Here is a 22,997-nt window from a genome sequence, read left to right on the forward strand (position 1 = left end):
CGTCATGCCCCCAGCGTGGAGCCGCCGTCCACCACGATATCCTGAAGCGTAATGTGGCTCGCCAGATCGGAAGCGAGGAATAAAATCGTGTTAGCGATTTCCTGTGGACGAGCGATTTTCCCCAGTGGAATGCCGAGCTTAAACTGCTCGACAAACCCACGAATTCGCTGTTGCTCCGCGTCATCGCTGACCCACAACGTACGCTGCATGTCGGTGTCGGTCGAGCCTGGCGAAACCACATTGCAACGCACACCGCTGCCTGCCAGTTCAAGTCCGACGGTCAGTGCCAGGTTTTTCAGCGCGGCTTTTGACGCACCGTATGCGCTCATACCGATACGCGGCGTGTGCGCCGCATCCGACGCGACGGTCACGATTGCCCCGCCCTGCTGGCGACGAAACTGCGCCATCGTCTGCTGAAACAGATTGAACGCCCCACCAACGTTAACCGCAAACGTCTGCTGCCACTCCTCAATACTCAGCGCATCGGTGGCCCCCATACGCAAAATACCCGCCGCATTGACCAACACATCCAACCGCTCGCGCGTTTGCAGGACGCGCTGACACACCTCAGCCACCTGTTCAGCATTCGCCACATCCAGCACTTCGGTGGCAAACGGGTAGTTATCCTGAGAAAATTCACGATCGAATCCTGTCACCTCTGCACCCGCTTTCACAAACGCCAGCGCCGTGGTGTAGCCAATTCCTTTTCCCGCGCCGGTTACCCAGACGGTTTTCCCTGCGAAGTCAAATCCAGACATTACTTCACCTCGCGAGAGAGCAGCGTCCACCAGGCGTCAATGGTCGGGTTTTTCGCCAGCATCACGAAGTCAATATCGCTATGAACCTTACGCCAGCGCGCCGCCAGCGCCATCATGCGCACGGAATCCAGTCCGTAGTCGATCAGGTTTTCGTCATCCATCGGCTCTTCGGACTCATCGAGCAGCGGCAGAATAATGCTGCGTAACGCATCTTTGCTGGCCGGTACCGGCGTCGGTAATAATTCCTGAGTCATCACCACACGCCCGGAGCGTCCCGCCACGTATTTCAGCGACATCAGATGTTCGTCACGGCTAAAGTCTGCCAACGCATCGGCAACCATAAACGGCTTGATGTCGCGCATAAAGGCGTCCGTTGCGGTGGTCATACAGCCAATATGCGCATACACGCCGGTAATGATCAGTTGATTACGTCCGGTTTCCTTAAGCATCTGTTCCAGCGGGGAGCGATGAAATGCGCTGTAACGCCATTTCACCAGGATGGTATCCGCTTCATCCGGCGCCAGCGCCTCAACGATTTTCTGCTGTTCCGGCGAACGCGTCAGTCCCGGTCCCCACATATCATTGAGCAGAGCGCGGTCTTCATCACTCTGTTCTTTCGGCTGAGCGGTGTAATACACCGGAATGTTATGCTCTTTGCAGTACTGACGCAGTGCGGCGATGTTAGCGACTACCTGCTCCATCATCGGGCAGTTATCGCCCCAAAAACCGATAAAATAGTCCTGCATGTCGTGGATCAGCAGCGCGGCGCGTTCGGGGTCAAACGCCCAGTCCACTTTGTTCACCGGAACATCAAGCGCCGTGGGTAGCGCATAAGCCTGCAGTTTAGGAATTGCCATCTCTTATTCTCCTTCAGGCCAGTGAACGTGATGCCAGCCACTGACGTAATTGTTTTTTATCTACTTTCCCAACCGGAGTCAGCGGTAACGACTCAACGCACTCAACGCGGTCAGGTAATTTAAATTCCGCTACGCCCTGTTCGCGTAGAAAACGACGCACCTGCACCGCTCGCAGCGGCTCTTTTACCACCAACCAGGCACAGCTTTTCTCGCCCATCAGTTCGTCATCCATACTGACCAGCGCGGCATGGATCACCATCGGGTGGCGCAGCAGCAGGTTTTCAATCTCTTCTGCAGCGATCTTCTCTCCACCGCGGTTGATCTGATCCTTCTCGCGTCCCTGGACGGTGATGTAGCCATCTCGATCGATGGCGATCAGATCGCCGGAGCAGTAAAAACCGTTGGCGTCAAAGGCGCTGGCATTGTGCTCAGGACTGTTGAAGTAGCCGCGGAAGGTGTATGGGCCACGCGTCATCAGGCGCCCGGTTTCTCCCTCGGCTAAAGGGTTGCCGTCAGCGTCTGCTACCCAGACTTCATCATCGGGACACATCGGGCGGCCTTGGGTATTGATGATGCGTTCAGGACTGTCGTCCAGACGGGTGTAGTTCACCAGCCCTTCCGCCATGCCGAAGACCTGCTGCAGCTGGCAACCAATCTCCGCCGGAATACGCGCCGCAAGCGAGGCGGAAAGCCGTGCCCCACCGACCTGTAGCAGCTTCAGCGAAGCCAATTGCGCATTGCTCCCCCACTCCGCAATTGCCTGCAGCCACAGGCTCACCGCTGGCGGCACCAGCGCCGTGACGTTAACCTGATGCTGTTCAATCAGAGGGAAGCACAGGGTGGCGCTCGGGTCAGCCGCCAGCACGACGGTGCCGCCAGCCAGGAATACCCCCAACGCGCCAGGCGAACTCATCGCGTAGTTATGCGCCGCCGGGATCGCGCATAAATAACGCGTTTCCCCGGTGAAGCGGCAAATCTCATTGCTGCGACGCACGCTGTAGTAGTAATCGTTATGGGTACGAGGAATCAGCTTTGGCGTCCCGGTAGTCCCGCCAGAAAGCTGGAAATAGGCCACCTCATCAGCAGGCGATGGCGTGGCGGAAAAATCAGTCGCAGGCTGGCTTATCGCCGTTTGCAGATTGTGTTCGCCTTCATCATTGCGCAGTTGCACCACGCGCACTGAATTGTGTTCAGCCACAAAAGCGTTAAGAAAATCGTCCCCGCTAAACAGCGCATGCTGACGATCGGCAATCAGCAGCGCCGGTTCAATCTGTTTGGCATAGGCGTTAAGTTCGTTCCGCTGATGGCTGAATAATGCCAGCACCGGGGCTACACCCAGCTTGAGCAGCGCAAAGAAAGTGATATACAACTCAGCCACGTTGCCCAGTTGCACCAGCGCGGTTTCACCGGGTTTGATCCCCTGACGGCGCAGGCTACAGGCGAGATTGTCAGTGGCCTGATTCAGTTGACGATAGCTCAGATGGCGTTCGCCATCGATCACCGCTGTATGGTCGCTGTCGGTGTGACGGGTCAGAATGTCGGTCAGCGGCAAATCCTGCCAGTAACCTTTTTCACGATAGCGGCGGGCAAACTCCTCCGGCCAACGGGTGAAAGGAATACTCATTATCGCTCCTTAGAGGCCTGGTCAATAAGGCTCTTAATGCAGTCCAAAAACATTCAACATCGTGGAGAGTTTGGCTCCCGTTTCACGCCATTCAGCAACCGGGGACGAAGCCGGAACAATCCCGGCACCGGCAAAGAAACGTACCTGATTACGCAGCAGCTTCGCACAACGGATCGTCACCACCCATTCGCCGTTGCCTTGGGCATCACACCAGCCGACAATGCCACCGAACAGTTCGCGATCGAACGGCTCCAGCTCGGCGATCAGTTTGCGCGCAACCTGATGCGGGAAGCCGCTCAGCGCAGGCGTCGGATGCAGCAGGCACGCGAGCGTCAGGGCGTTTTCTTGCGCGTTGGCTTTACCCTCAAACGGCGTGCCGAGGTGCCAGAGCGTAGGCGTGGTGACCAGTTGCGGAGAAGAAGGGAGTTGCAGTTCACGGCTGCGATCGCGCAGGACATTTTTCATGGCCTGCGTCACCAGTTCGTGCTCATGGCGATCCTTTTCGGACGCCAGCAGGCGGATGCCCGCCTCACGGTCCAGCACATCGTCCGGTTGACGACGTGCCGAGCCTGCCAGCGGTAATGAGCTGAAACGATCGCCTTCTTTGCGTAACAGCAGTTCCGGACTGGCGCCAATCAATACGCCACCGTCTTCAAGGGGAACGTGAAAGTTGTAGCTCGCCGGATTTTGCGCCACCAGGCGCTCCAGCAGCGCCCCACTGTCAATATTGGCATCAGCGGTAATATCGATCAGGCGTGACAACACCACTTTGTCGACTTCCGGGGTTGCCGTCAGCGCAGCCGCGCGAGCGACCATATCTTCAAAGAAGTTCTGTTCCGGGATCGATTTACGTTCAACGACGTTCAGCGACTGATGCGCGTTAAAGTAACGAGATGATTGCTGCTTCGCCGTTCGGGAGAACGTCTGCCACGACTGGGGAATAAACAGCGATGACGGCTGGCGGGTGTCAAAAGGAATCGCCCCGACCATGATGGGGTTAGCGATACCCTGCGCTATGGCATCAGCAAACAGCGCATGCATTTTTTGTTGGAAAGGGCTGTCTGGCGAATCGCCATCAATTGCCGGTTCCGCATAGCGGGCGAAGCATCCTGACGTCGTAAAACTACGGTACGGCGACATAAAGAAAAAACTGTCGGGAGCGAGCGTCGGCATAGTCTGCGTTTTTTCCTCGGCCAGTGACGTTTCCATATCATCCTCCAAAAATGATAAAAGCTCTAATAATGATTATCATTTATATTTTCGGTCGCTAACCTAAAAGCAAAGCGGCGGTATGTCAACTCTTGTGGCAGCACAATGTGCGACTTTGGCTTGCATCCTTGTCCACTAACAATGAAAATGAGAAGCATTACTTATACTGATAACAGGATGCTGATTCGTGAGTCTCCCCTCTTTTTGCCGCACCGTGCTCTTACTGGCAGGTTTGTCTATTTCAGGAATTTCTTCAGGTTATGCCGCCGACTGGCCGCGTCAGGTTACCGACAGTCGTGGTACGCATACGCTGGAACATAAGCCGCAGCGAATTGTCTCCACCAGCGTCACCCTCACCGGCTCGCTGCTGGCAATTGATGCCCCGGTCATCGCCAGCGGCGCTACTACGCCGAACAATCGCATCGGCGATGCACAGGGCTTTTTACGCCAGTGGAGCGAAGTGGCAAAGGCACGCAAACTGAGCCGCCTGTATATCGGCGAACCGAGCGCTGAGGCCGTGGCGGCGCAAATGCCGGATCTGATTCTGATCAGCGCCACCGGGGGAGATTCAGCCCTCGCGCTATACGATCAGTTGTCCACCATTGCGCCAACGCTAATCATTAATTACGACGACAAAAGCTGGCAGGCGCTGCTGACGCAGTTAGGTGAAATTACCGGTCAGGAGCAACAGGCGGCTGCGCGTATTGCCGAGTTTGATAAGCAACTGCAGGCGGTCAAGCAGCGTATTACCCTGCCGCCGCAACCGGTCAGCGCGCTGGTGTACACCGCTGCAGCGCACAGCGCCAACCTGTGGACGCCTGAGTCGGCGCAGGGCAAGCTGATGGAGCAGTTAGGTTTCACCCTGGCACCGCTGCCTGCCGGATTGCACACCAGCCAGAGTCAGGGCAAACGCCACGATATCATCCAGCTTGGCGGAGAGAACCTGGCGGCTGGTCTGAACGGCGAAGCGCTGTTCCTGTTCGCTGGCGACAACAAAGATGCCGACGCCATTTATGCTAATCCGCTGCTGGCGCATCTGCCTGCCGTGCAGAATAAACGTGTTTACGCCCTGGGTACGGAAACCTTCCGTCTCGACTACTACAGCGCGACCTTGCTGCTGCAACGTCTGTCAGTTCTCTTTTAATCGCCAGCGCCGGATACGGCTAACGCCTTATCCGGCCTACAAACCGTAGAAGACAACGCTATCCGGCATTCACGGGCATTTGTCGGAATCGGCGCACTTCTCCCAGCAGCAGCAGCAGTAGCAGACCGACAATCACCAGCCCAAACCCACTTACGCTTGCTGAAGCAACCGGTGTCATCATCGCCCCCAATCCCCCTAACAGCGCCGCGCCGATCGCATCTCCTGTTACGTTCTGCGCAGTCCACAAACCGTTAATTCGCCCGAGCATCGCTTCTGGCGTCTGCGTCTGTAACAGGGTGTACTGCAACAAAGAGCTGACCGCACTCAGCCAACCGAACAGCGCCAGGCAGACAACGCCAAGCTCCCAGACCGGCATCAACCCAAACAGACCGATAGCCAGGAACGAAGCCACGGTCGATACCAGCATGATCAGTCCCGGACGCACGCTGTGCGCCAGTTGCCCGCTGGTCAACGCGCCCACCGCCGCGCCAAGAGGAATGGCCGCATACAGCAGACCTATTTGCGCACTCGACATTTGCCAGTTAATCGCCAACGCGGGATACAACACGCGCACGGCGCTCGCCATAGTCAACAGACCGCCAAGCAGCGCAATGCCGCCAATCAGCGGGCTGGCAAGCAGAAAGCGAAATGCTGCCAGCAGCGATTTTAGCGGATGCTCGCGCGGCTGCGGCGGAGGCGGCAGCGCAGGAAGGCTCAGCAACGGCAGCAAGGTAATGAAAGTGCCCGCCGCCGCCAGACCGTAGTTCCAGGCCACGCCACCGGTCGCAAGCAATACCCCGCCAAGCATCGGCGAAATAACCGAACCCAGACGTACCGTCAACATGGTAATCGCCCCGGCCTGCATCAAATTCTCCCGGCCAACCAGCGCCGGTGTTGCCGCCAGCAACGCGGTCACGCCCAGTGAGGCAAAGAAACCGTCCCATAAGCCAAGCAAATAAATCGCCAGTAAAGACGGTTCGGGCAGCAGCGCATTCAGACACAGACCAATAAAACCGATTCCGCAGGTTCCACGAGCCAACAGGATCACTTTTTTACGCTCATAGCGGTCGGCCAGCACCCCGCCCACCATCAGACCAATAAACATTGCGCTGCCGGTCAACGTCACTGACAAACCTACCTGCCAGGTCGACTGGGTCATCATCTGGATCTGTACCGGAACCGCCACGCCGAGTAGCCCCAGAGAGACAATGGAAATAAAACGGGCGAGGAAGACGGCGCGAAATGCAGGGTGGGTCTTTAACAGGCTGAGATTGAGCAGCCAGGATTGTCGATTCATTACAGAGCCTTACCAGGTACTTTTTCAATATCCATTCGATGGCTGCACATGCTAACATATCCAAATAAGATCGATAACGATAATTACTATCATTATCAGGGAAGTTGATATGTCATGCTCTGTTTCCGCGACACGTGCCTTCGCCGTGCCCGGACTATTGTTATTACTTGTTCTCACCACGGTATTAAGTCTGGTTATTGGCGCCAAGTCGCTACCGGCCTCCGTGGTGCTGGATGCACTTACCGGCAGTTGTCAAAGCGCTGATTGCACCATCGTGCTGGACGCGCGACTGCCGCGCACGCTGGCGGGACTGCTCGCCGGTGGGGCGCTGGGTCTGGCTGGTGCATTAATGCAAACGCTCACGCGTAACCCTCTCGCCGATCCCGGCATTCTGGGCGTTAACTCCGGTGCCAGCTTCGCTATTGTGCTGGGAGCCGCGCTGTTCGGTTTTTCCTCCGCGCAAGAGCAACTGCTGATGGCCTTTTCCGGGGCGCTGGCCGCGTCGCTTATAGTGGCATTTACCGGCAGCCAGGGCGGCGGGCAGTTAAGCCCGGTGCGTCTGACGCTGGCGGGCGTTGCGCTGGGCGCGGTGCTGGAAGGATTATCCACCGGAATCGCCCTGCTCAACCCGGATGTCTACGATCAGTTGCGTTTCTGGCAGGCCGGTTCATTGGATATCCGCAGCCTGCAAACGCTGAAGGTCGTCCTGGTGCCGGTACTGATTGCCGCGACTGTCGCGTTGTTCCTTAGCCGTGCTCTGAATAGCCTGAGCCTCGGGAGCGACACCGCCACCGCGCTTGGCAGCAAAGTCGCTCGCACGCAGTTTATTGGCCTGCTGGTGATTACCGTACTGTGCGGCAGTGCGACCGCGATTGTCGGCCCTATCGCCTTTATCGGCCTGATGATGCCGCATATGGCACGCTGGCTGGTGGGGGCAGATCACCGTTGGTCGCTGCCCGTTACCCTGCTGGCAACCCCCTCTCTGTTGTTAATTGCCGATATCATCGGTCGCCTGATTGTCCCCGGTGAACTGCGCGTTTCAGTGGTCAGCGCATTTATCGGCGCGCCGGTGCTTATCTTTCTGGTACGCCGGAAACCGCGCGGGGGTGGCGCATGATGCACCTCTCCCGCCGCCTGATAGTCAGCAGCCTGCTGCTGGTTGTAGGTTGTCTCGCCGTTGGCTTGTGGAGCCTGCGTAGCGGCGTCGTGACGCTGGAAACCCAGCAAATTATTGCCGCTCTGCTTGGCGATGCGCCGCGCAGTATTACGCTGGTGGTGACCGAATGGCGTTTGCCACGCGTGCTGATGGCGCTATTGATAGGCGCGGCGCTCGGCGTGAGCGGTGCAATATTCCAGTCGCTGATGCGCAACCCGCTGGGCAGCCCGGATGTGATGGGTTTCAATACCGGTGCCTGGAGCGGTGTGCTGGTGGCAATGGTGCTGTTCGGACAGCATCTCACCGCTATCGCGCTTGCGGCCATGGTTGGCGGGGTCCTGACGTCTCTGGTGGTCTGGGCGCTCGCCTGGCGCAATGGTATCGACACCTTTCGGCTGATTATTATTGGGATCGGCATACGCGCCATGCTGGTTGCGTTCAACACCTGGCTACTGCTGAAGGCATCATTAGAAACCGCGCTGACCGCCGGACTGTGGAACGCCGGATCGCTCAATGGCCTGACCTGGGCCAAAACCTGGCCTTCTGCCCCACTGATTATCCTTATGCTGGTGTGCGCCACGCTGCTGGTGCGCCGGATGCGTTTACTGGAAATGGGTGATGACAGCGCCTGTGCGCTTGGCGTCAGCGTAGAACGCTCACGTCTGATGATGATGCTGGTTGCGGTTGTACTGACCGCTGCCGCCACCGCGCTGGCTGGCCCTATCTCGTTTATTGCCCTTGTTGCCCCACATATCGCGCGGCGGATTAGCGGCACATCGCGCTGGGGATTAACCCTGTCGGCGCTGTGTGGCGCGTTGCTGCTGTTGATGGCGGATTTATGCGCCCAACAGCTGTTTATGCCTTATCAGCTTCCGGTGGGCGTTGTCACCGTAAGCCTCGGCGGTATTTATCTTATCGTCTTGTTAATTCAGGAGTCCCGCAAAAAATGATCGAATCAGTAGCCCGTTTGCGTGGCGACCAGTTAACGCTGGGTTATGGCAAATTTACCGTAGCGGAAAACCTCAATGTGTCGATTCCAGACGGTCACTTCACCGCAATTATCGGGCCAAACGGCTGCGGAAAATCAACGCTACTGCGCACGCTTAGTCGTCTGATGACGCCCGCGCACGGTAAGGTCTGGCTCGACGGCGAGCATATCCAGCACTATGCCAGCAAAGAGGTTGCTCGCAGAATAGGTTTGTTGGCGCAGAACGCCACCACGCCGGGTGATATTACGGTACAGGAGCTGGTTGCCCGTGGGCGCTACCCGCACCAGCCATTGTTTACCCGCTGGCGAAATGAGGATGAAATCGCGGTCTCAAACGCAATGCAGGCGACGGGAATCACTCATCTTGCGTCACAAAGCGTGGATACCCTTTCCGGTGGTCAACGCCAGCGCGCATGGATTGCGATGGTGCTGGCGCAGGAAACGTCGATTATGCTGCTCGACGAACCTACCACCTGGCTGGATATCAGCCATCAGATAGATCTGCTGGAGCTGCTGAGTGAGCTAAACCGGGAGAAAGGATATACGCTGGCCGCCGTTCTGCACGATCTTAATCAGGCGTGTCGCTATGCGACGCATCTGATTGCGCTGCGTGACGGAAAAATTGTTGCCGAGGGTGCGCCGAAGGAGATCGTCACCGCGCAGCTTATTGAAAAAATCTATGGTCTGCGCTGTATGATTATCGACGATCCGGTTGCCGGAACGCCGTTAGTGGTGCCGCTTGGGCGCAATAAATAGCAAGATTTACCGTCTGGCGGACTGCTCGCCGCCAGACGAAATGTCATCACACCAGTTGTTGATCAATAAACGTCATTTTTTGCTTACGCGCCACCATGGCGTAATTCAGCAGAACACCACCACACGCCACCATGCCACCCAGCAAAGCTGCCAAAATAACGATCATCGATTTTGCCGGACCATCTTTATGCACTGGCAGCGAAGGTGAAAGTTGATATTTAAATGGCGTAAATTTTACATCATTCACATTCATAGCTAACAGCTGTTCAACGTGATATTGGCGGTTACGTAATTCACCGTTAATTTCAGCAACATCCGTTACCGACTTTTCTATTTCTAATTTACGTGCAATGCCGTCAGCGCCCAGTGAAATAGAGAAATCAGGGTCATCTTTCACCGCCTGGCCATTACTGTAGACCGGTTTTTTAATCCCAGCGGCATTCGCAATTTCCAGTGAATAATGCAGTCGCTGGATTTTGGCGTCCAGTTGATTCTTAAGCCTGACGCGATCCATCTCCAGTCTTTCTTTCTCAAAGCTGGTTTTGATGGACAGTTTATTACGAATATCTTCCAGCGTTTCTTTCACCACAGCATCAGAAATATACTGGATATAGCCCTTCAGCACAGACTGGGCTTCTTCAGCCTGGGGCGCGGTAAAACTTAGCGTCCATGCGGTATACAGCGAAGTCTCATTCTTTTTTCCCACATTGCTGTCAACGGCGTTCATTTTTTCACTGAGCCTGACAATTGCCCGATGCAGGTCCATTTCATCGATATCCGCGCCTTTCAGTTGTTCCATCACGTAAGGAGAAGAACGCAGATACTCTTCCAACAATGAGGGTGACTGAAATTTTTTGATAAACAGATTAAATACTTCACCACGGCTAACGTTAATATCCATATCCAGCACGCGCAATTTGGTCAACGTATTTTCGAGGTTCTGCCACTGGACGGGCTCGGCCGGCGTCACGATGGCCTGACTGGTCCATTTTTGCGGTAGTAGAAAAGAGACCAGAATACCCACACAGGCAAAGGCGAAAACGGTCGCCATAATTTTCGTCCTGGCGCGCCATAAGATTTCGATAAGATTAACTAAATCGATTTCATTAGCATTTACCGCTGGCTGAGGATATGCAGTAAAATCCGAAACGTTATCTTGCTTAATATTTAATGATGACATGTGTGTGACCTGAGATCCGTACCCAAAGAAGAACATTTCCGAAAGAGAAGTCTACCAGTTAGTAAGAATTATCCGAAACACTCTTTGTGCTCGAAGCCCTACCAAAAATTATATTCGGAATTTATTCACCCTTTTAATCGCCCTCATCACACCAAAAAAGATCAACCCCATAACATAATTATTACATCATGGGGTTATTTGATCGTCGCGATAGTAAGATTCGCTTTGTTACACCGATTTATTGATCAGGGTGTTTATTATTGGCCCTATCGCCTCAAACGAGCTGGGAGAGATAATATCGACATGCGCGCAGTCCTGACGATATACATCCAGACTGGATATCCACGGTGACCAACTGCGTTCAGGACTGACCCCCGGCACTAAGGTGCGCTCAGCGACGAACAGCGTGGCGTGACCAGCAAACGGCACGCTGTGTGCCGTGGTGAGCAGGCGAACCGCATCGGCGTAGTTGCCTTCGATAGCATTAAATAAGGCCTCTGACGCATTCCCCTGCTGCGCTGCCAGAAACGCTTCACGTTCACGCTCGATCTCGGCCAGTACCGCGGGATCCAACCCATTGGCCTCCTTTTCCTGCCAGTTTTGCGTTTCCGGCGGCCAGGTATCCAGAAGCCCCAGGAATGCAACTGTCTCTCCTCTGGCATGTAAGCGTGCGGCGATTCCCTGCGCCAACGTCCCCCCCAGCGAGTAGCCTAATAAATAATAGGGACCATGAGGCTGCTGGCTGAGCAGCGTTGCCAGGTGATGTTCGCATACCGCATCAAGGTTTTCCGCCGTCTGCATAGGGCCATCCGGTCGCGGCGACTGAATGCCAATAATCGACCACTGCGGACTGAGGTAACGCGACAGCACGCTAAACTGCCAGGCGAAACCCGACGCCGGATGGAAGCAAAACAGCGTTGGGCCATGACTTTCACGCAGCGGCAGCAGCGTCTCGAATCCCAGACGCTGCGACTGTTCATCATCATTGCTCTCCAGCAGTGCACTCAGTTGTTCAACAGTAGAAGCCACCATTATCTGCCCAGGCGTTACCTGACGCTCAAAAATCCGGCTCAACTGCGCTGCCAGCTTCATCGCCAGCAGCGAATGTCCGCCAAGCGCAAAGAAGTCAGCCTCTACGTCATTAACCTCGCAATCCAGCAAAGCCGCAAAAGACTGCGCGATGGCGGTTTCAGTCCCTGCTCGCGGCGCACGTCCTGACGTACGCGACGTCAACTGCGGCATCGGCAGCGCTTTACGATCCAGTTTACCGTTTGCACTCAGCGGCAGCTCCGCCAGTTGCAACAATACCGTCGGCACCATATGCGCAGGCAGTTTTTCACGCAGAGTTTCCCGCAATGCAGACGTATCCAGCGGTAACCCCGATTGCGACACCAGATACCCCACCAACTGTCGCGCATCGCCGCCTGTCGCCGCCGCCTGGTTGAATACGCAGGCGTGGGCTACGGCATGTTCGACATCTGGCAGTTGCTGCATCACCCGATCAATCTCACCGAGCTCAATGCGCTGTCCGCGAATTTTAAGCTGGTCATCGCTGCGCCCGAGGTATTCCACTGCGCCATTCTCCAGCCAGCGCGCCACATCCCCGGTACGGTACATGCGTTCACCAGGGTTAAATGGATCGGCGATAAAGCGGCTCGCGGTTAGATCCGCTCGCCCCAGGTATCCTTGCGCCAGTTGGATCCCCGTCAGATAGAGATCACCTGCCACGCCAAAGGGCACCGGGCGCATCATGGCGTCCAGGATCCGTAAACCGGTATTCCATACCGGATAGCCAATCGGCACGCTATTGCCCGTTACGGCAGCGAGATCGTCCCCCCAGGCCGGATACCAGCTCACATCGACTGCCGCTTCCGTTGGCCCGTATAAATTGTGCAGTGGCGCATGAGTCAACTGTTCCCATTCGCGGCATAAATCTGCAGGTAAGGCTTCGCCGCTGCAGAATACCCGTTTCAGCGAGGCACAGCTCTCCCGCGCGGTTTCCGGCGTCAGTGAAGCAACAAAAGCGGCCAGCATAGAGGGAACAAAGTGCGTGGTCGTCACCCCTGACTGCGCAAAGAACTGCTGCATCGCCAGCGGATCGCGGTGCGCTTCAGGTTCTGCCATGACCAGTTTTGCCCCGGCAATAAACGGCCAGAAAAACTCCCATACCGAGACGTCAAAACTGCACGGCGTTTTTTGCGCCACCACATCATCCGCGGTCAGTGGATAGTGATTTTGCATCCACAGCAAACGGTTAACGATGGCTGTTTGCCCAACCATCACCCCTTTTGGTCTGCCGGTAGAACCGGAAGTAAAAATAATATAGGCCGTATGATTAGGTTGAGATAGCGCCAGCGGTGCAGCATCCTCTTCTGGCAGCGGCGCGTTGTAGCACAGACTTTCCAGCTCCGGAATATCGCTAAAGCGCGCCAGTTGCTCTTCGGTCGCGATCAACAATTTTGGCTTCGCGTCTTCGAGCATCATCCGCAGGCGATCGTCCGGGTATCCGGTATCCAATGGCAGCCAGGCGGCTCCCGCCTCAACAATACCGTGCAGCGCCAGCGTGAGGAACACGGAACGCGGTAATGCCACGGCAACGCTGTCACCAGTCTGTACGCCACGTTCGCGCAGGCGGCGCGCCAGCGCCACAACCTGTTGGCGCATTTCACGATAGCTAAACTGATAGCGGGCATCAGCCAGCGCCGGGGCATCCGGCGTTTTATCGGCCTGCTGTGCCACCAGCGCACTCAGCGTGGTGGACGGGATCGCCACGGTCGTGTCGTTAATCTTCGCCAGCCGCTCATGCTCTGTCGGCAACAGCATCCCGGCATCGCCGCAGCATAGCGACGGATTGTCGGCAAACTGCGCGATAAGCGCGGTTAAACGTGATGCATGTTGCGCCAGCGTCGTGGCATCGTAGCGCTGTTTATTGGCCAGGATTTCAATACTCAGCCCGCCGTTTTCATCCGGGAACAGCGCCAGCTCCAGATCGTTCACCGGACCTGTCGCCAACGTATGGGTTTGCGCCTGAACGCCGGGAATATTCAGCTGATAGTCGAATATTTTCACGTTCAGTACCGGGCCAAACAGGGGTTCGGCACCGGCTGCGCGCCCGCTGTCGCGAACAATTTGCTCAGCATCATATCGCTGATGTCGGCGCATTTTCTTCAACTGTGCGGCCAGTCGTTGGGCAAGTGCAGGCAAGCTTTCAGCCGCATTCAACTGCACGCCAAATGGCAGGACGTTTAAAACCGGTCCGGTGGACGTGAGCGCCGCCGACCCCATACGCCGCATAAAGATAAACCCGGCGGCATATTCCATTCGGCTGCATAAACGTCCGAGCCACAGCGCCACCAGCGCAAGGGCCAGATCCGCACGCTGAACGTCTGGCATACGTGCCGCAAGCCGGCGAAACTCCCCTTCAGGCGCGGTTAACTTCAGACGAATAATATCCGCGCTGGCCGACCGCCCTGGCAGGGGTTTGTTAGACAGCGAAGCCGGAGGTGGGAGTTGCTTTCGCTGCTCGGTCCAGAAGGCGCCGTCGCGTTGCCAGGCATCGCTTTGCCGATACTGTTGATACTCTTCCACCACCTCAGAAAATGGCGTAAAAGGTGATTCCGGCGTGGGCTCGCCATGCAGCCATGCGCGGTAAATTGCGGCTATCTGGCGGGTAATGGCCGGGAAACTGAAGCCATCAACCAGCAGATGATGGTAACGCTGATACCAATACCAACGCTTTTCTCCCACCTGAATGAGCAGGTGAAAAACCAGCGGCTTAGTGCCATCAGCACGGATGTCCTGCTGCAGGTCTGCCTGCATCAAGGCGCGCGCTGCCGCATGCGGATCGGATTTTTCGCGCAGATCGATAATTTCTGGTGGCGCAAAGGCAAGCGCAGAGTCTACCCATTGCCAGACCTCGCCGTTATCTTCGCTAAACCGCATCCTTAGAGTATCGGCCTGCTGCAGACCCGCCACTACCGCTTTCGCCAGCAACGGTGCGTCCAGTTCGCCGGTTAATTCTACGTAGTGCGCCACGCTCCACGCTGAGGGCAATGTGGAGAGTTTTTCCGCCATCCAGATCCCCGGCTGAGCCGCAACTAACGGTAAACGTTGAGTCATGGAGCCTCCTGCACATCGACGTAGTTCGCTGGCGTCAGCGTGGTCCAGTTTGCATCCAGCCATTGCTGGCAGGCTTCCTGTGATTGGGGTGCGCACGCGACCGTCCAGCCAGCAGGAAGTGAGCATTGCTGCGGCCAAAGGCTAAACTGACGTTGGGGATTTTGCAGAATGTAAAACTGGCCCTGCGGATTATCGAAGGGGTTACTGAATTCCATACTCAACTCCTGTCGTGGAACATCGTCCGGTTAAATCGTGTCGGTAAGCGGTTGCCAGAGCGTGATCAGCCCTTGCATCAGTCCGCCGCGCCAGCAAAGCGCATCGTGTCCACCATCAACCTGACGCCAGAAAATAGACTGTGGTACAGAGGGTAACTGGGCATATAGCATCTGATTGGCGCGATAAATAATGGGTTCGCGGATCCCGGCTTCCAGGACAATACGCAGCCCCTGGGCGCTTATCTTTCCGCTCTTCAGTTGCTCAATGATCGCCCCATCCTGATGACCACCACGATGCGGCCACCAATAAGAGCCCGACTGGCTGAGCACACAGCCAAAGCGCGCGGGCCAGTTCAGCCCGGCATACAGCGATGACAGCCCGCCAAAACTTTGCCCGGCGACGACGGTACGCTGCGGGTCGTCACTGAACGCGGTCGTGGTCTTCACCAGCGGCAATAACTCCTGCTGTACCGCCAACCAAAAATCCGCATTACACGGCAATTCGCGGCTGCGGTGAGCCGTGTCGATGGTATCAATCAGGAGATAAACGGCGGGCGGGAGGTGTCCGCGATGGGTGAGTGAAGTCAGCGCAGGCCAGACCGGCATACTTTGTGCCCAAAACTGTCCGTCCAGCAGGATAGCCAGCGGACGCGCTTCCGGCTGGGCTTCACCAGTGGTAAACACCCACACGCGGCGCGTATTGCCGAGCCTGGCGCTACGCCATTGCAGGCAAACTGCGGGCGAGTCGGGGTTTTCAGGTCGATCCCATCCCGGTTGTACGGGTGCATCAGGCATTTCCAGCGCAGACACCGCATGGCCACGACCGCCCTGCCAGCTCTGCGGATTGAGGGGATCGGCAATAGCCTGCGGCAACAATTGCCGCCAGCCTTCACGCAGCACGGTTCGGTCAGGCGCTTCGCCCGGCGTCTGCGCGGCAAAAATATCATTTCGTTCTGTTGGGATAAAACAGTAACTGCCGCGCCAGTTGGCGCTAAGGGAAACACTCCAGCACCAAACATTTGTTCCGTCAATGCGTTGCATCGACTGCGGGGTGGCATTTTGATGGTGGTCGGTGACGCCGGTGATATAGACCCATACGCGATGAATGGCTGACTCTTTTTCCGTTCCCTGCGGGTCGCGCCACCAGAAGGTTACCCGATAATTTCCGTTGTCTTCACGCTCCCACTCCGGGCCTTTTTTTGACTGCCACCACGCCTCGCTTCCCATCTTTAACGTCGTCACCGCCATAACCCCATGTTTATTGTCAAATTTTATGATCTAGCGTGAAATATATTGATAATATTATTGATAACTATTTGCATTTGCAATAGCGTATTGTCGCGCTGTGGGAAGCGCGCACAGTTTTTCACCACTTATAAACCGGCCTGGCGCTGCGTACTTTTTCTGGAATGGAGGGTTTACGCGGATGCGGGCGACATCAGACCAAATGCCGCACCACGGCACATTGGTACTCGTGGCTAAAAGAACAGCAGGACATACAATGAACAACAAGATTCATTCACTGGCCTTATTGGTCAATTTAGGGATTTACGGGGTAGCCCTGCCAGCAATGGCAGAAGATCAAACCGATAGCGCCGCTGTCTCTCATGAAGACACCATCGTGGTTACCGCCGCCCAGCAGAACCTGCAGGCACCAGGCGTTTCAACCATTACCGCTGATGAAATTCGTAAGAATCCTCCCGCTCGCGATGTGTCGGAAATCATCCGTACCATGCCAGGCGTCAACCTGACCGGTAACTCAACTAGCGGTCAACGCGGTAACAACCGCCAGATCGATATTCGCGGCATGGGGCCGGAAAACACCCTGATTCTGATCGACGGCAAACCGGTAACCAGCCGTAACTCTGTGCGTCAGGGCTGGCGCGGCGAGCGTGATACCCGCGGCGATACCGCCTGGGTGCCACCAGAAATGATCGAACGTATTGAAGTGCTGCGCGGTCCTGCCGCGGCACGCTATGGCAACGGTGCGGCTGGCGGCGTGGTGAATATCATCACCAAAAAAGGCAGCAACGAATGGCACGGCTCCTGGGATACCTATTTCAACGCCCCGGAACATAAAGACGAAGGTTCAACCAAACGCACCAACTTTAGCCTGAACGGTCCGCTGGGCGGGGATTTCAGCTTCCGTTTGTACGGTAATCTCGATAAAACCCAGGCCGACGCCTGGGATATCAACCAGGGTCATCAGTCAGAACGTACCGGCACGTATTCAAATACTTTACCGGCCGGTCGTGAAGGGGTGATCAACAAAGACATTAACGGCGTGGTTCGCTGGGATTTCGCCCCGCTCCAGTCACTGGAACTGGAAGCTGGCTATAGCCGTCAGGGCAACCTGTATGCGGGCGACACTCAAAACACCAACACCAACCAACTGGTGAAAGATAACTACGGGAAAGAGACCAACCGTCTTTACCGCCAGAACTACTCTCTGACCTGGAACGGCGGCTGGGATAACGGCGTCACTACCAGTAACTGGGTGCAGTATGAACATACGCGTAACTCCCGTACGCCGGAGGGCCTGGCGGGGGGTACCGAAGGGATTTTCGACCCGAATGCGTCACAAAAATACCTCGACGCCGACCTGAGTGACGTCATGCTGCACAGTGAAATCAGCATTCCGTTAGATCTGCTGGTTAACCAAAATCTGACGCTCGGTACCGAATGGAATCAGCAGCGCATGAAGGACATGTTGTCCAATTCGCAGACCTTTATGGGCGGTGATATTCCAGGGTCCAGCAGCACCAACCGCAGCCCGTACTCAGACGCAGAGATTTTCTCTCTGTTTGCTGAAAACAACATGGAACTGACCGACAGCACCATGCTGACGCCAGGTTTGCGTTTCGATCATCACAGCATTGTGGGCGATAACTGGAGTCCGTCCCTGAACCTGTCCCAAGGTCTGGGCGATGATTTCACCCTGAAGATGGGGATTGCGCGCGCCTATAAAGCGCCAAGCCTGTATCAGCTCAACCCGAACTACATTCTGTACAGTAAAGGTCAGGGTTGCTACGCCACCGGCTCCGCGACCGGTATTGGTTGCTATATGATGGGCAACGATGATCTGAAGGCCGAAACCAGTATCAACAAAGAGATTGGTCTGGAGTTCAAACGCGACGGCTGGCTGGCTGGGGTAACCTGGTTCCGCAACGATTACCGTAACAAGATTGAAGCAGGTACGGTCCCGTTCGACAGAACGTCTATCACCAACAAAGGGAAAACGACTTATACCGATATCTATCAGTGGGAAAACATTCCTAAAGCGGTAGTTGAAGGTCTGGAAGGGACGTTGAACGTGCCGGTTAGCGAAACCGTTAACTGGACTAACAACATCACCTACATGCTGCAAAGTAAGAATAAAGAGACCGGCGAGCGTCTGTCGATTATTCCTGAATACACGCTGAACTCGACCCTGAGCTGGCAGGCACGCGAAGATTTATCGCTGCAGTCAACCTTCACCTGGTACGGCAAACAGCAGCCGAAAAAATACGATTACCAGGGTAAACCCGTTACCGGTAGTTCGGCCAGTGAAGTCAGCCCATACAGCATCGTCGGCCTGAGTGCGACCTGGGATGTGACGAAAAACGTCAGCCTGACCGGCGGCGTGGATAACGTCTTTGACAAACGTTTATGGCGTGAAGGGAATGCCCAGACCACGGGCGATATCGTGACCGGGAACTATATGGCGGGCGCAGGCGCGCACACCTATAACGAACCGGGCCGGACGTGGTTCATGAGCGTTAACACACACTTCTGATAATGTTTTTCCCTCTCCTCGCTGCGGGGAGAGGGAAAGCGTAAGAAATCATGCACACAACGCACATCCCGCTCCCTTTCGCAGATCATACGCTGCACATTGTCGAATTTGATCCCGACACTTTCCATGAGCACGACCTGCTCTGGCTCCCCCACCACACTCAGCTCCACTCCAGTGGGCGTAAGCGTAAAGCTGAGCACTTAGCGGGGCGTATTGCCGCAGTACACGCACTGCGTGAATTTGGCCACAAAACCGTGCCCGGCATCGGTGTGCAACGCCAACCATTGTGGCCGCAGGATCTGTTTGGCAGCATCAGCCATAGCGCAACAACGGCGCTGGCGGTCGTATCAACGCATCCCATTGGGCTGGATATAGAAGCTATTTTTACACCACAAACCGCAGTTGAGCTGGCTGATGGCATTATTGATAACCACGAACATCAGATTTTACAGCATGCCTGCCTGCCCTTTCCGCTCGCCTTAACCCTGGTATTCAGCGCAAAGGAGAGCCTGTATAAGGCGTTTTCCAATCAGGCATCGGGGCTACCAGGTTTCACCAGCGCAAAAATCACCGCACTCACGACTCAGCAATTAACATTACAAATCATGTCGTCATTTTCGGCAAACCTCGGCAATCAAGAAGTTAACGTTCATTGGTTTCAGCGTGATAAAAATATCGTGACGCTATTTCCATCCTCACCATCAGGATCGTGATCCTTTTCTCTTTTTAAGAAATTAGCTGCGCAAATCGTAGACAGTTCGATTATCTCGACTTATCGTTAACTTGAATAATAAATCATATTTGAATAAATATTCAAAGTGGAGAAAGAGATGAACAAGACCTTGATTAAATCCGTATTACTGGCCTCGATCCTTACCACATCGGGTTCGCTGTATGCTGCCGACAACGGACTGATTGCGATTATTACCCCTTCTCACGATAACCCGTTTTTTAAAGCCGAAGCCGACGGTGCAGTCGCCAAAGCAAAAGAGCTTGGATACGCCACGCTGGTTGCCTCTCATGATGATGACGTCAATAAACAAAACCAACTGATTGAGACTGCTATTGCTCGTAAAGCGAAAGCGATCATTCTCGATAATGCGGGTGCAGATGCCACCGTAGGGCCGCTGGAAAAAGCCAAAGCAGCGGGTGTAGCTGCTTTTCTGATCGATCGCGAAATCAATAAAACCGGCATCGCGGTGGCGCAAATCGTGTCGAATAACTATCAAGGCGCACAGCTCGGCGCAGAGAAGTTCGCCAGGTTACTGGACGGAAAAGGGAAGTACGTTGAACTGCTGGGACGTCAATCCGACACCAACGCCCATGTACGCTCGCAGGGGTATCACGATGTACTCGATGACTATCCGGACATGAAAATGGTAGCCCAGCAGACGGCAAACTGGAGCCAAACCGAAGCCTTTACCCGAATGGAAGCCATTCTACAAACCAACCCAGATATCGTAGGTGTGATCTCAGGTAACGACACTATGGCGCTGGGTGCAGAAGCCGCATTAAAAGCGGCGGGGAAAAATAATGTCATCGTGGTCGGTTTTGATGGCAGCGACTACACCCGCGATTCAATCATTAATAAAAGCAATATTAAAGCGACAGTACTGCAGCCCGGCTGGCAGCAGGCGCAAATGGCTGTTGAGCAGGCGGATTACTATCTGAAAAACGGCAAAGCCCAGAAAGAAGAAAAACAGCTCATGGATTGCGTGCTGATTGACGAAACCAATGCCAGCAAGCTGAACAAGTTCAACCTGAGCCACTAAGCGGAGGCACTATGTCGTTAACACAATGGGGTGCCGCGCTGGTTGGATGCGCCACCCTGTTGCTGACGGCCTGTACGGTAGTTGACCTCGACGAAAACGGCAAACCAATTATCCCGGCCGATCCTCAGGCCAAAGCCAGTTTCGACAACCAGACTCCCGATCAGATCGCGCAACAAACCTGGCAATCCCGCGTCCTGGAAGCGGCACAGCAACATGTTCTGGATGCTTCAGCGCTGACCACTCGCCTGAAGGCCCCCTCACCCGCTCCTGAAAGCGTGTTTGTACGCCTGACTAGCCAGATTGATAGCGTCGACACCACCAATGGGCGAGAGCACACCATCGTGGTGAGGGTCAATGATATGCCCGTCACGATTCAGATTGGCCCGGTAATGCGTGGCAATGCTATTCGCGATGCCAGTGGTTTCAAGTTTGAAGATTTTACTAACCAGGTTCAGTTTGCCCAACTGTCACGGGCTTATAACCGTGAAGCGGCGAAACAGTTACCCGCCGTTGACACTAGCTGGCAAGGGAAAACTGCCACGGTGCTGTTCGCCGTGACGTTGAATGCTGGAAAAGCGGAAAACGCAGCAGCACTGACGCTGGAACAGGAGGCTCACTAATGCGCAATACCTCAGCTGATGACATCATCCTGCGCACGCATGCCATTTCAATGCTGTTTCCCGGCACAATTGCGCTGGACAGCGTCGATTATCAGGTCTGGCGTGGCAAGGTGAATGTGATTATTGGTGAGAATGGTGCGGGGAAATCGACGTTGATGAAGATCCTCGCTGGCGTTCAGCAACCCAGTAGCGGTGAGATGTTGCTCAATGGAAATCCCGTGCGCTTTGCCAGCACCCGGGATGCTGCGGCACATGGAATTGGTATGGTGCATCAGGAGTTAAACCTGTTTGAGAACCTCTCCGTCGCGGAAAACATTTTCCTCGGTCGGGAGATTCAAAAAGGCATGGCTCCCATTAATGAGGCCGAGCAAGAGAAACGCACCGCGGAATTATTAACCCGGCTCGATCAGCCGATATCACCGCGCGACCTGGTTGGCAATCTCAAAGTAGGGCAGCAACAGCTGGTCGAAATCGCCAAAGCACTGGCTGAAGATGCAGATATCCTGATTCTTGATGAACCCACCTCAGCGCTCAGTAAAACTGAAGTCGAGATTCTGTTTCGCGTGATCCGTGAACTTACTCGCCAGGGCGTATCGATAATCTATATCTCCCATCGCCTCGAAGAATTGATGGCAATTGGCGATGTGATCACTATTTTACGCGATGGTAAATTTCAAGCCGAAGCCAAGGTTAGCGACATCGATGTCCCGTGGATTGTGCGCGAGATGTTGGGCAGTGATCCGGTAAGCAACTTTCTCGAACCCGGCCGCACGTTTGGAGCTCCGGTTCTGGAAGCTGAACATATCACCTGCGTGAATACCGCTGGCAGCGCAGTCGTCAATGACGTCACCTTTAACGTTCACGCCGGTGAAATTGTCGGTATCTATGGACTTATGGGGGCTGGGCGAACCGAATTGTTCGAGTGCTTGTTAGGTACTGAGCGCAACTACCTCGGAAAACTGTGGCTCGACAGCAAACCGGTCCCGCAGCGCTTAACCACCGCCGATCGCATCCGTATGGGAATGAGTCTGGTGCCGGAGGATCGCAAGCGCACAGGGATTTTCCCCATTTCATCCGTCGCCACCAATCTGACTATTGCCAGCCTTTGGCGGCGTCTGCAACGTGGCTTTGCCATTGCCCGCAAAGATGAAGAGGCCGTGGTCGCCAGCACAATTGGCAATCTGTCGATAAAAGTCTCCTCGCCAGAGGTTGAAATTCAGGCGCTGAGCGGGGGGAACCAGCAAAAAGTGGTGATTGGTCGCTCTCTGCTCACCAATCCCAAAATTCTATTTCTTGACGAACCCACACGCGGCATCGATGTCGGGGCGAAAGCCGATGTGTTCCGCATGATGGTCCAGCTTTCCCAGCAAGGTATTGCTGTGGTCTTTTCCACCTCAGATTTAAAAGAAATTATGGCGGTTTCTGACCGCATTCTGGTGATGTCCGGCGGCAAGCTAACTGCCGATATCGCCCGCGATCGTGCCGAAGAATCGGCGCTGGTAACCGCAAGTGCTCAGGGGTTCTGAT

At 55.2% G+C, this 22,997-nt stretch carries 18 protein-coding genes; 9 read left to right on the forward strand and 9 right to left on the reverse strand.

The genetic code is table 11. The features are described 5' to 3' along the window. Window positions 1-2 precede the first annotated feature (2 nt). From entA to entC, 4 genes are read right to left on the reverse strand one after another with little or no spacing between them, the layout of a single operon-like run. Window positions 3-758 (reverse strand): 2,3-dihydro-2,3-dihydroxybenzoate dehydrogenase EntA, encoded by a 756-nt coding sequence (gene entA, locus GFC06_RS21335; protein ID WP_153690630.1) that lies wholly within the window; start codon window positions 756-758, stop codon window positions 3-5. Continuing rightward, complete coding sequence (locus GFC06_RS21340) at window positions 758-1,615, reverse strand: isochorismatase (RefSeq protein WP_153690631.1); 858 nt, start codon at window positions 1,613-1,615, stop codon at window positions 758-760. Before GFC06_RS21340 ends, entA begins: the two co-directional genes overlap by 1 nt. A 13-nt stretch (window positions 1,616-1,628) precedes the next feature. Next, the gene (entE, locus tag GFC06_RS21345) at window positions 1,629-3,239 is read right to left on the reverse strand and encodes a (2,3-dihydroxybenzoyl)adenylate synthase EntE (protein WP_153690632.1); all 1,611 of its coding nucleotides are present in this window, start codon (window positions 3,237-3,239) and stop codon (window positions 1,629-1,631) included. 33 nt (window positions 3,240-3,272) lie between these two features. Continuing rightward, window positions 3,273-4,448, reverse strand: coding sequence for an isochorismate synthase EntC (gene entC, locus GFC06_RS21350; RefSeq protein ID WP_141874955.1), 1,176 nt, complete (start codon window positions 4,446-4,448; stop codon window positions 3,273-3,275). Between the two features lie 187 nt (window positions 4,449-4,635). Between entC and fepB the strand changes: the two genes are divergently transcribed. Then, complete coding sequence (fepB, locus tag GFC06_RS21355; protein WP_095715178.1) at window positions 4,636-5,592, forward strand: Fe2+-enterobactin ABC transporter substrate-binding protein; 957 nt, start codon at window positions 4,636-4,638, stop codon at window positions 5,590-5,592. Window positions 5,593-5,650: 58 nt separating this feature from the next. Here fepB and entS read toward each other — a convergent pair whose 3' ends face one another. Beyond that, window positions 5,651-6,889, reverse strand: a complete 1,239-nt coding sequence (entS, locus tag GFC06_RS21360) for an enterobactin transporter EntS (protein ID WP_016152195.1) — start codon at window positions 6,887-6,889, stop codon at window positions 5,651-5,653. 109 nt (window positions 6,890-6,998) lie between these two features. On the opposite strand from entS, the gene fepD reads away from it, so the two are divergent. From fepD to fepC, 3 genes are read left to right on the forward strand one after another with little or no spacing between them, the layout of a single operon-like run. Further along, window positions 6,999-8,006, forward strand: a complete 1,008-nt coding sequence (gene fepD / locus GFC06_RS21365; protein WP_153690633.1) for a Fe(3+)-siderophore ABC transporter permease — start codon at window positions 6,999-7,001, stop codon at window positions 8,004-8,006. Beyond that, window positions 8,003-8,995 carry an iron-enterobactin ABC transporter permease gene (fepG, locus tag GFC06_RS21370; protein ID WP_016152193.1) on the forward strand — a complete coding sequence of 331 codons (993 nt, stop codon included), beginning with the start codon at window positions 8,003-8,005 and terminating at the stop codon, window positions 8,993-8,995. Before fepD ends, fepG begins: the two co-directional genes overlap by 4 nt. Beyond that, window positions 8,992-9,789 carry an iron-enterobactin ABC transporter ATP-binding protein gene (gene fepC, locus GFC06_RS21375; RefSeq protein WP_046275116.1) on the forward strand — a complete coding sequence of 266 codons (798 nt, stop codon included), beginning with the start codon at window positions 8,992-8,994 and terminating at the stop codon, window positions 9,787-9,789. Before fepG ends, fepC begins: the two co-directional genes overlap by 4 nt. Before the next feature lie 46 nt (window positions 9,790-9,835). Here fepC and wzz(fepE) read toward each other — a convergent pair whose 3' ends face one another. The 4 genes from wzz(fepE) to fes all read right to left on the reverse strand — a co-directional run bounded on the left by wzz(fepE) (window position 9,836) and on the right by fes (window position 16,551). Then, on the reverse strand, window positions 9,836-10,969 hold the full coding sequence (wzz(fepE), locus tag GFC06_RS21380; RefSeq protein ID WP_047501786.1) for an LPS O-antigen length regulator Wzz(fepE): 1,134 nt from the start codon (window positions 10,967-10,969) through the stop codon (window positions 9,836-9,838). A 228-nt stretch (window positions 10,970-11,197) separates the two neighbouring features. Continuing rightward, a complete protein-coding gene (gene entF / locus GFC06_RS21385; protein WP_153690634.1) occupies window positions 11,198-15,088 on the reverse strand; it encodes an enterobactin non-ribosomal peptide synthetase EntF in 3,891 nt (1,296 codons plus the stop codon). Next, window positions 15,085-15,303, reverse strand: a complete 219-nt coding sequence (locus tag GFC06_RS21390; RefSeq protein ID WP_153690635.1) for an MbtH family protein — start codon at window positions 15,301-15,303, stop codon at window positions 15,085-15,087. Before GFC06_RS21390 ends, entF begins: the two co-directional genes overlap by 4 nt. A 30-nt stretch (window positions 15,304-15,333) precedes the next feature. Next, window positions 15,334-16,551 (reverse strand): enterochelin esterase, encoded by a 1,218-nt coding sequence (gene fes, locus GFC06_RS21395; protein WP_153690636.1) that lies wholly within the window; start codon window positions 16,549-16,551, stop codon window positions 15,334-15,336. 253 nt (window positions 16,552-16,804) lie between these two features. Here fes and GFC06_RS21400 point away from each other — a divergent pair, with 253 nt between their 5' ends. The 5 genes from GFC06_RS21400 to GFC06_RS21420 all read left to right on the forward strand — a co-directional run bounded on the left by GFC06_RS21400 (window position 16,805) and on the right by GFC06_RS21420 (window position 22,996). Continuing rightward, window positions 16,805-19,078 (forward strand): TonB-dependent siderophore receptor, encoded by a 2,274-nt coding sequence (locus GFC06_RS21400; RefSeq protein WP_016155941.1) that lies wholly within the window; start codon window positions 16,805-16,807, stop codon window positions 19,076-19,078. 50 nt (window positions 19,079-19,128) lie between these two features. Continuing rightward, window positions 19,129-19,791, forward strand: coding sequence for an enterobactin synthase subunit EntD (gene entD, locus GFC06_RS21405; RefSeq protein WP_153690637.1), 663 nt, complete (start codon window positions 19,129-19,131; stop codon window positions 19,789-19,791). 117 nt (window positions 19,792-19,908) lie between these two features. Further along, on the forward strand, window positions 19,909-20,850 hold the full coding sequence (locus GFC06_RS21410; protein WP_016152186.1) for a D-ribose ABC transporter substrate-binding protein: 942 nt from the start codon (window positions 19,909-19,911) through the stop codon (window positions 20,848-20,850). A gap of 11 nt (window positions 20,851-20,861) precedes the next feature. Beyond that, on the forward strand, window positions 20,862-21,470 hold the full coding sequence (locus GFC06_RS21415) for a DUF2291 family protein (protein WP_016152185.1): 609 nt from the start codon (window positions 20,862-20,864) through the stop codon (window positions 21,468-21,470). Further along, complete coding sequence (locus GFC06_RS21420; protein ID WP_194831206.1) at window positions 21,470-22,996, forward strand: sugar ABC transporter ATP-binding protein; 1,527 nt, start codon at window positions 21,470-21,472, stop codon at window positions 22,994-22,996. The genes GFC06_RS21415 and GFC06_RS21420 overlap by 1 nt, the downstream gene beginning before the upstream one ends. Window position 22,997: the final 1 nt, after the last annotated feature.

The sequence above is a fragment of the Citrobacter braakii genome (assembly GCF_009648935.1).
In the GTDB taxonomy this organism is placed as follows: Bacteria; Pseudomonadota; Gammaproteobacteria; order Enterobacterales; family Enterobacteriaceae; genus Citrobacter; species Citrobacter braakii.

Excerpts from the sequence above, each read along its gene's own strand:
- fepG (WP_016152193.1), top strand. The coding sequence starts at position 8,003 with ATGATGCACCTCTCCCGCCGCCTGATAGTCAGCAGCCTGCTGCTGGTT.
- entE (WP_153690632.1), bottom strand. The coding sequence starts at position 3,239 with ATGAGTATTCCTTTCACCCGTTGGCCGGAGGAGTTTGCCCGCCGCTAT.
- GFC06_RS21400 (WP_016155941.1), top strand. The coding sequence starts at position 16,805 with ATGAACAACAAGATTCATTCACTGGCCTTATTGGTCAATTTAGGGATT.
- entD (WP_153690637.1), top strand. The coding sequence starts at position 19,129 with ATGCACACAACGCACATCCCGCTCCCTTTCGCAGATCATACGCTGCAC.
- entC (WP_141874955.1), bottom strand. The coding sequence starts at position 4,448 with ATGGAAACGTCACTGGCCGAGGAAAAAACGCAGACTATGCCGACGCTC.
- fepC (WP_046275116.1), top strand. The coding sequence starts at position 8,992 with ATGATCGAATCAGTAGCCCGTTTGCGTGGCGACCAGTTAACGCTGGGT.
- GFC06_RS21415 (WP_016152185.1), top strand. The coding sequence starts at position 20,862 with ATGTCGTTAACACAATGGGGTGCCGCGCTGGTTGGATGCGCCACCCTG.
- entF (WP_153690634.1), bottom strand. The coding sequence starts at position 15,088 with ATGACTCAACGTTTACCGTTAGTTGCGGCTCAGCCGGGGATCTGGATG.
- GFC06_RS21340 (WP_153690631.1), bottom strand. The coding sequence starts at position 1,615 with ATGGCAATTCCTAAACTGCAGGCTTATGCGCTACCCACGGCGCTTGAT.
- GFC06_RS21390 (WP_153690635.1), bottom strand. The coding sequence starts at position 15,303 with ATGGAATTCAGTAACCCCTTCGATAATCCGCAGGGCCAGTTTTACATT.
- fepD (WP_153690633.1), top strand. The coding sequence starts at position 6,999 with ATGTCATGCTCTGTTTCCGCGACACGTGCCTTCGCCGTGCCCGGACTA.
- GFC06_RS21420 (WP_194831206.1), top strand. The coding sequence starts at position 21,470 with ATGCGCAATACCTCAGCTGATGACATCATCCTGCGCACGCATGCCATT.
- fes (WP_153690636.1), bottom strand. The coding sequence starts at position 16,551 with ATGGCGGTGACGACGTTAAAGATGGGAAGCGAGGCGTGGTGGCAGTCA.
- GFC06_RS21410 (WP_016152186.1), top strand. The coding sequence starts at position 19,909 with ATGAACAAGACCTTGATTAAATCCGTATTACTGGCCTCGATCCTTACC.
- entA (WP_153690630.1), bottom strand. The coding sequence starts at position 758 with ATGTCTGGATTTGACTTCGCAGGGAAAACCGTCTGGGTAACCGGCGCG.
- entS (WP_016152195.1), bottom strand. The coding sequence starts at position 6,889 with ATGAATCGACAATCCTGGCTGCTCAATCTCAGCCTGTTAAAGACCCAC.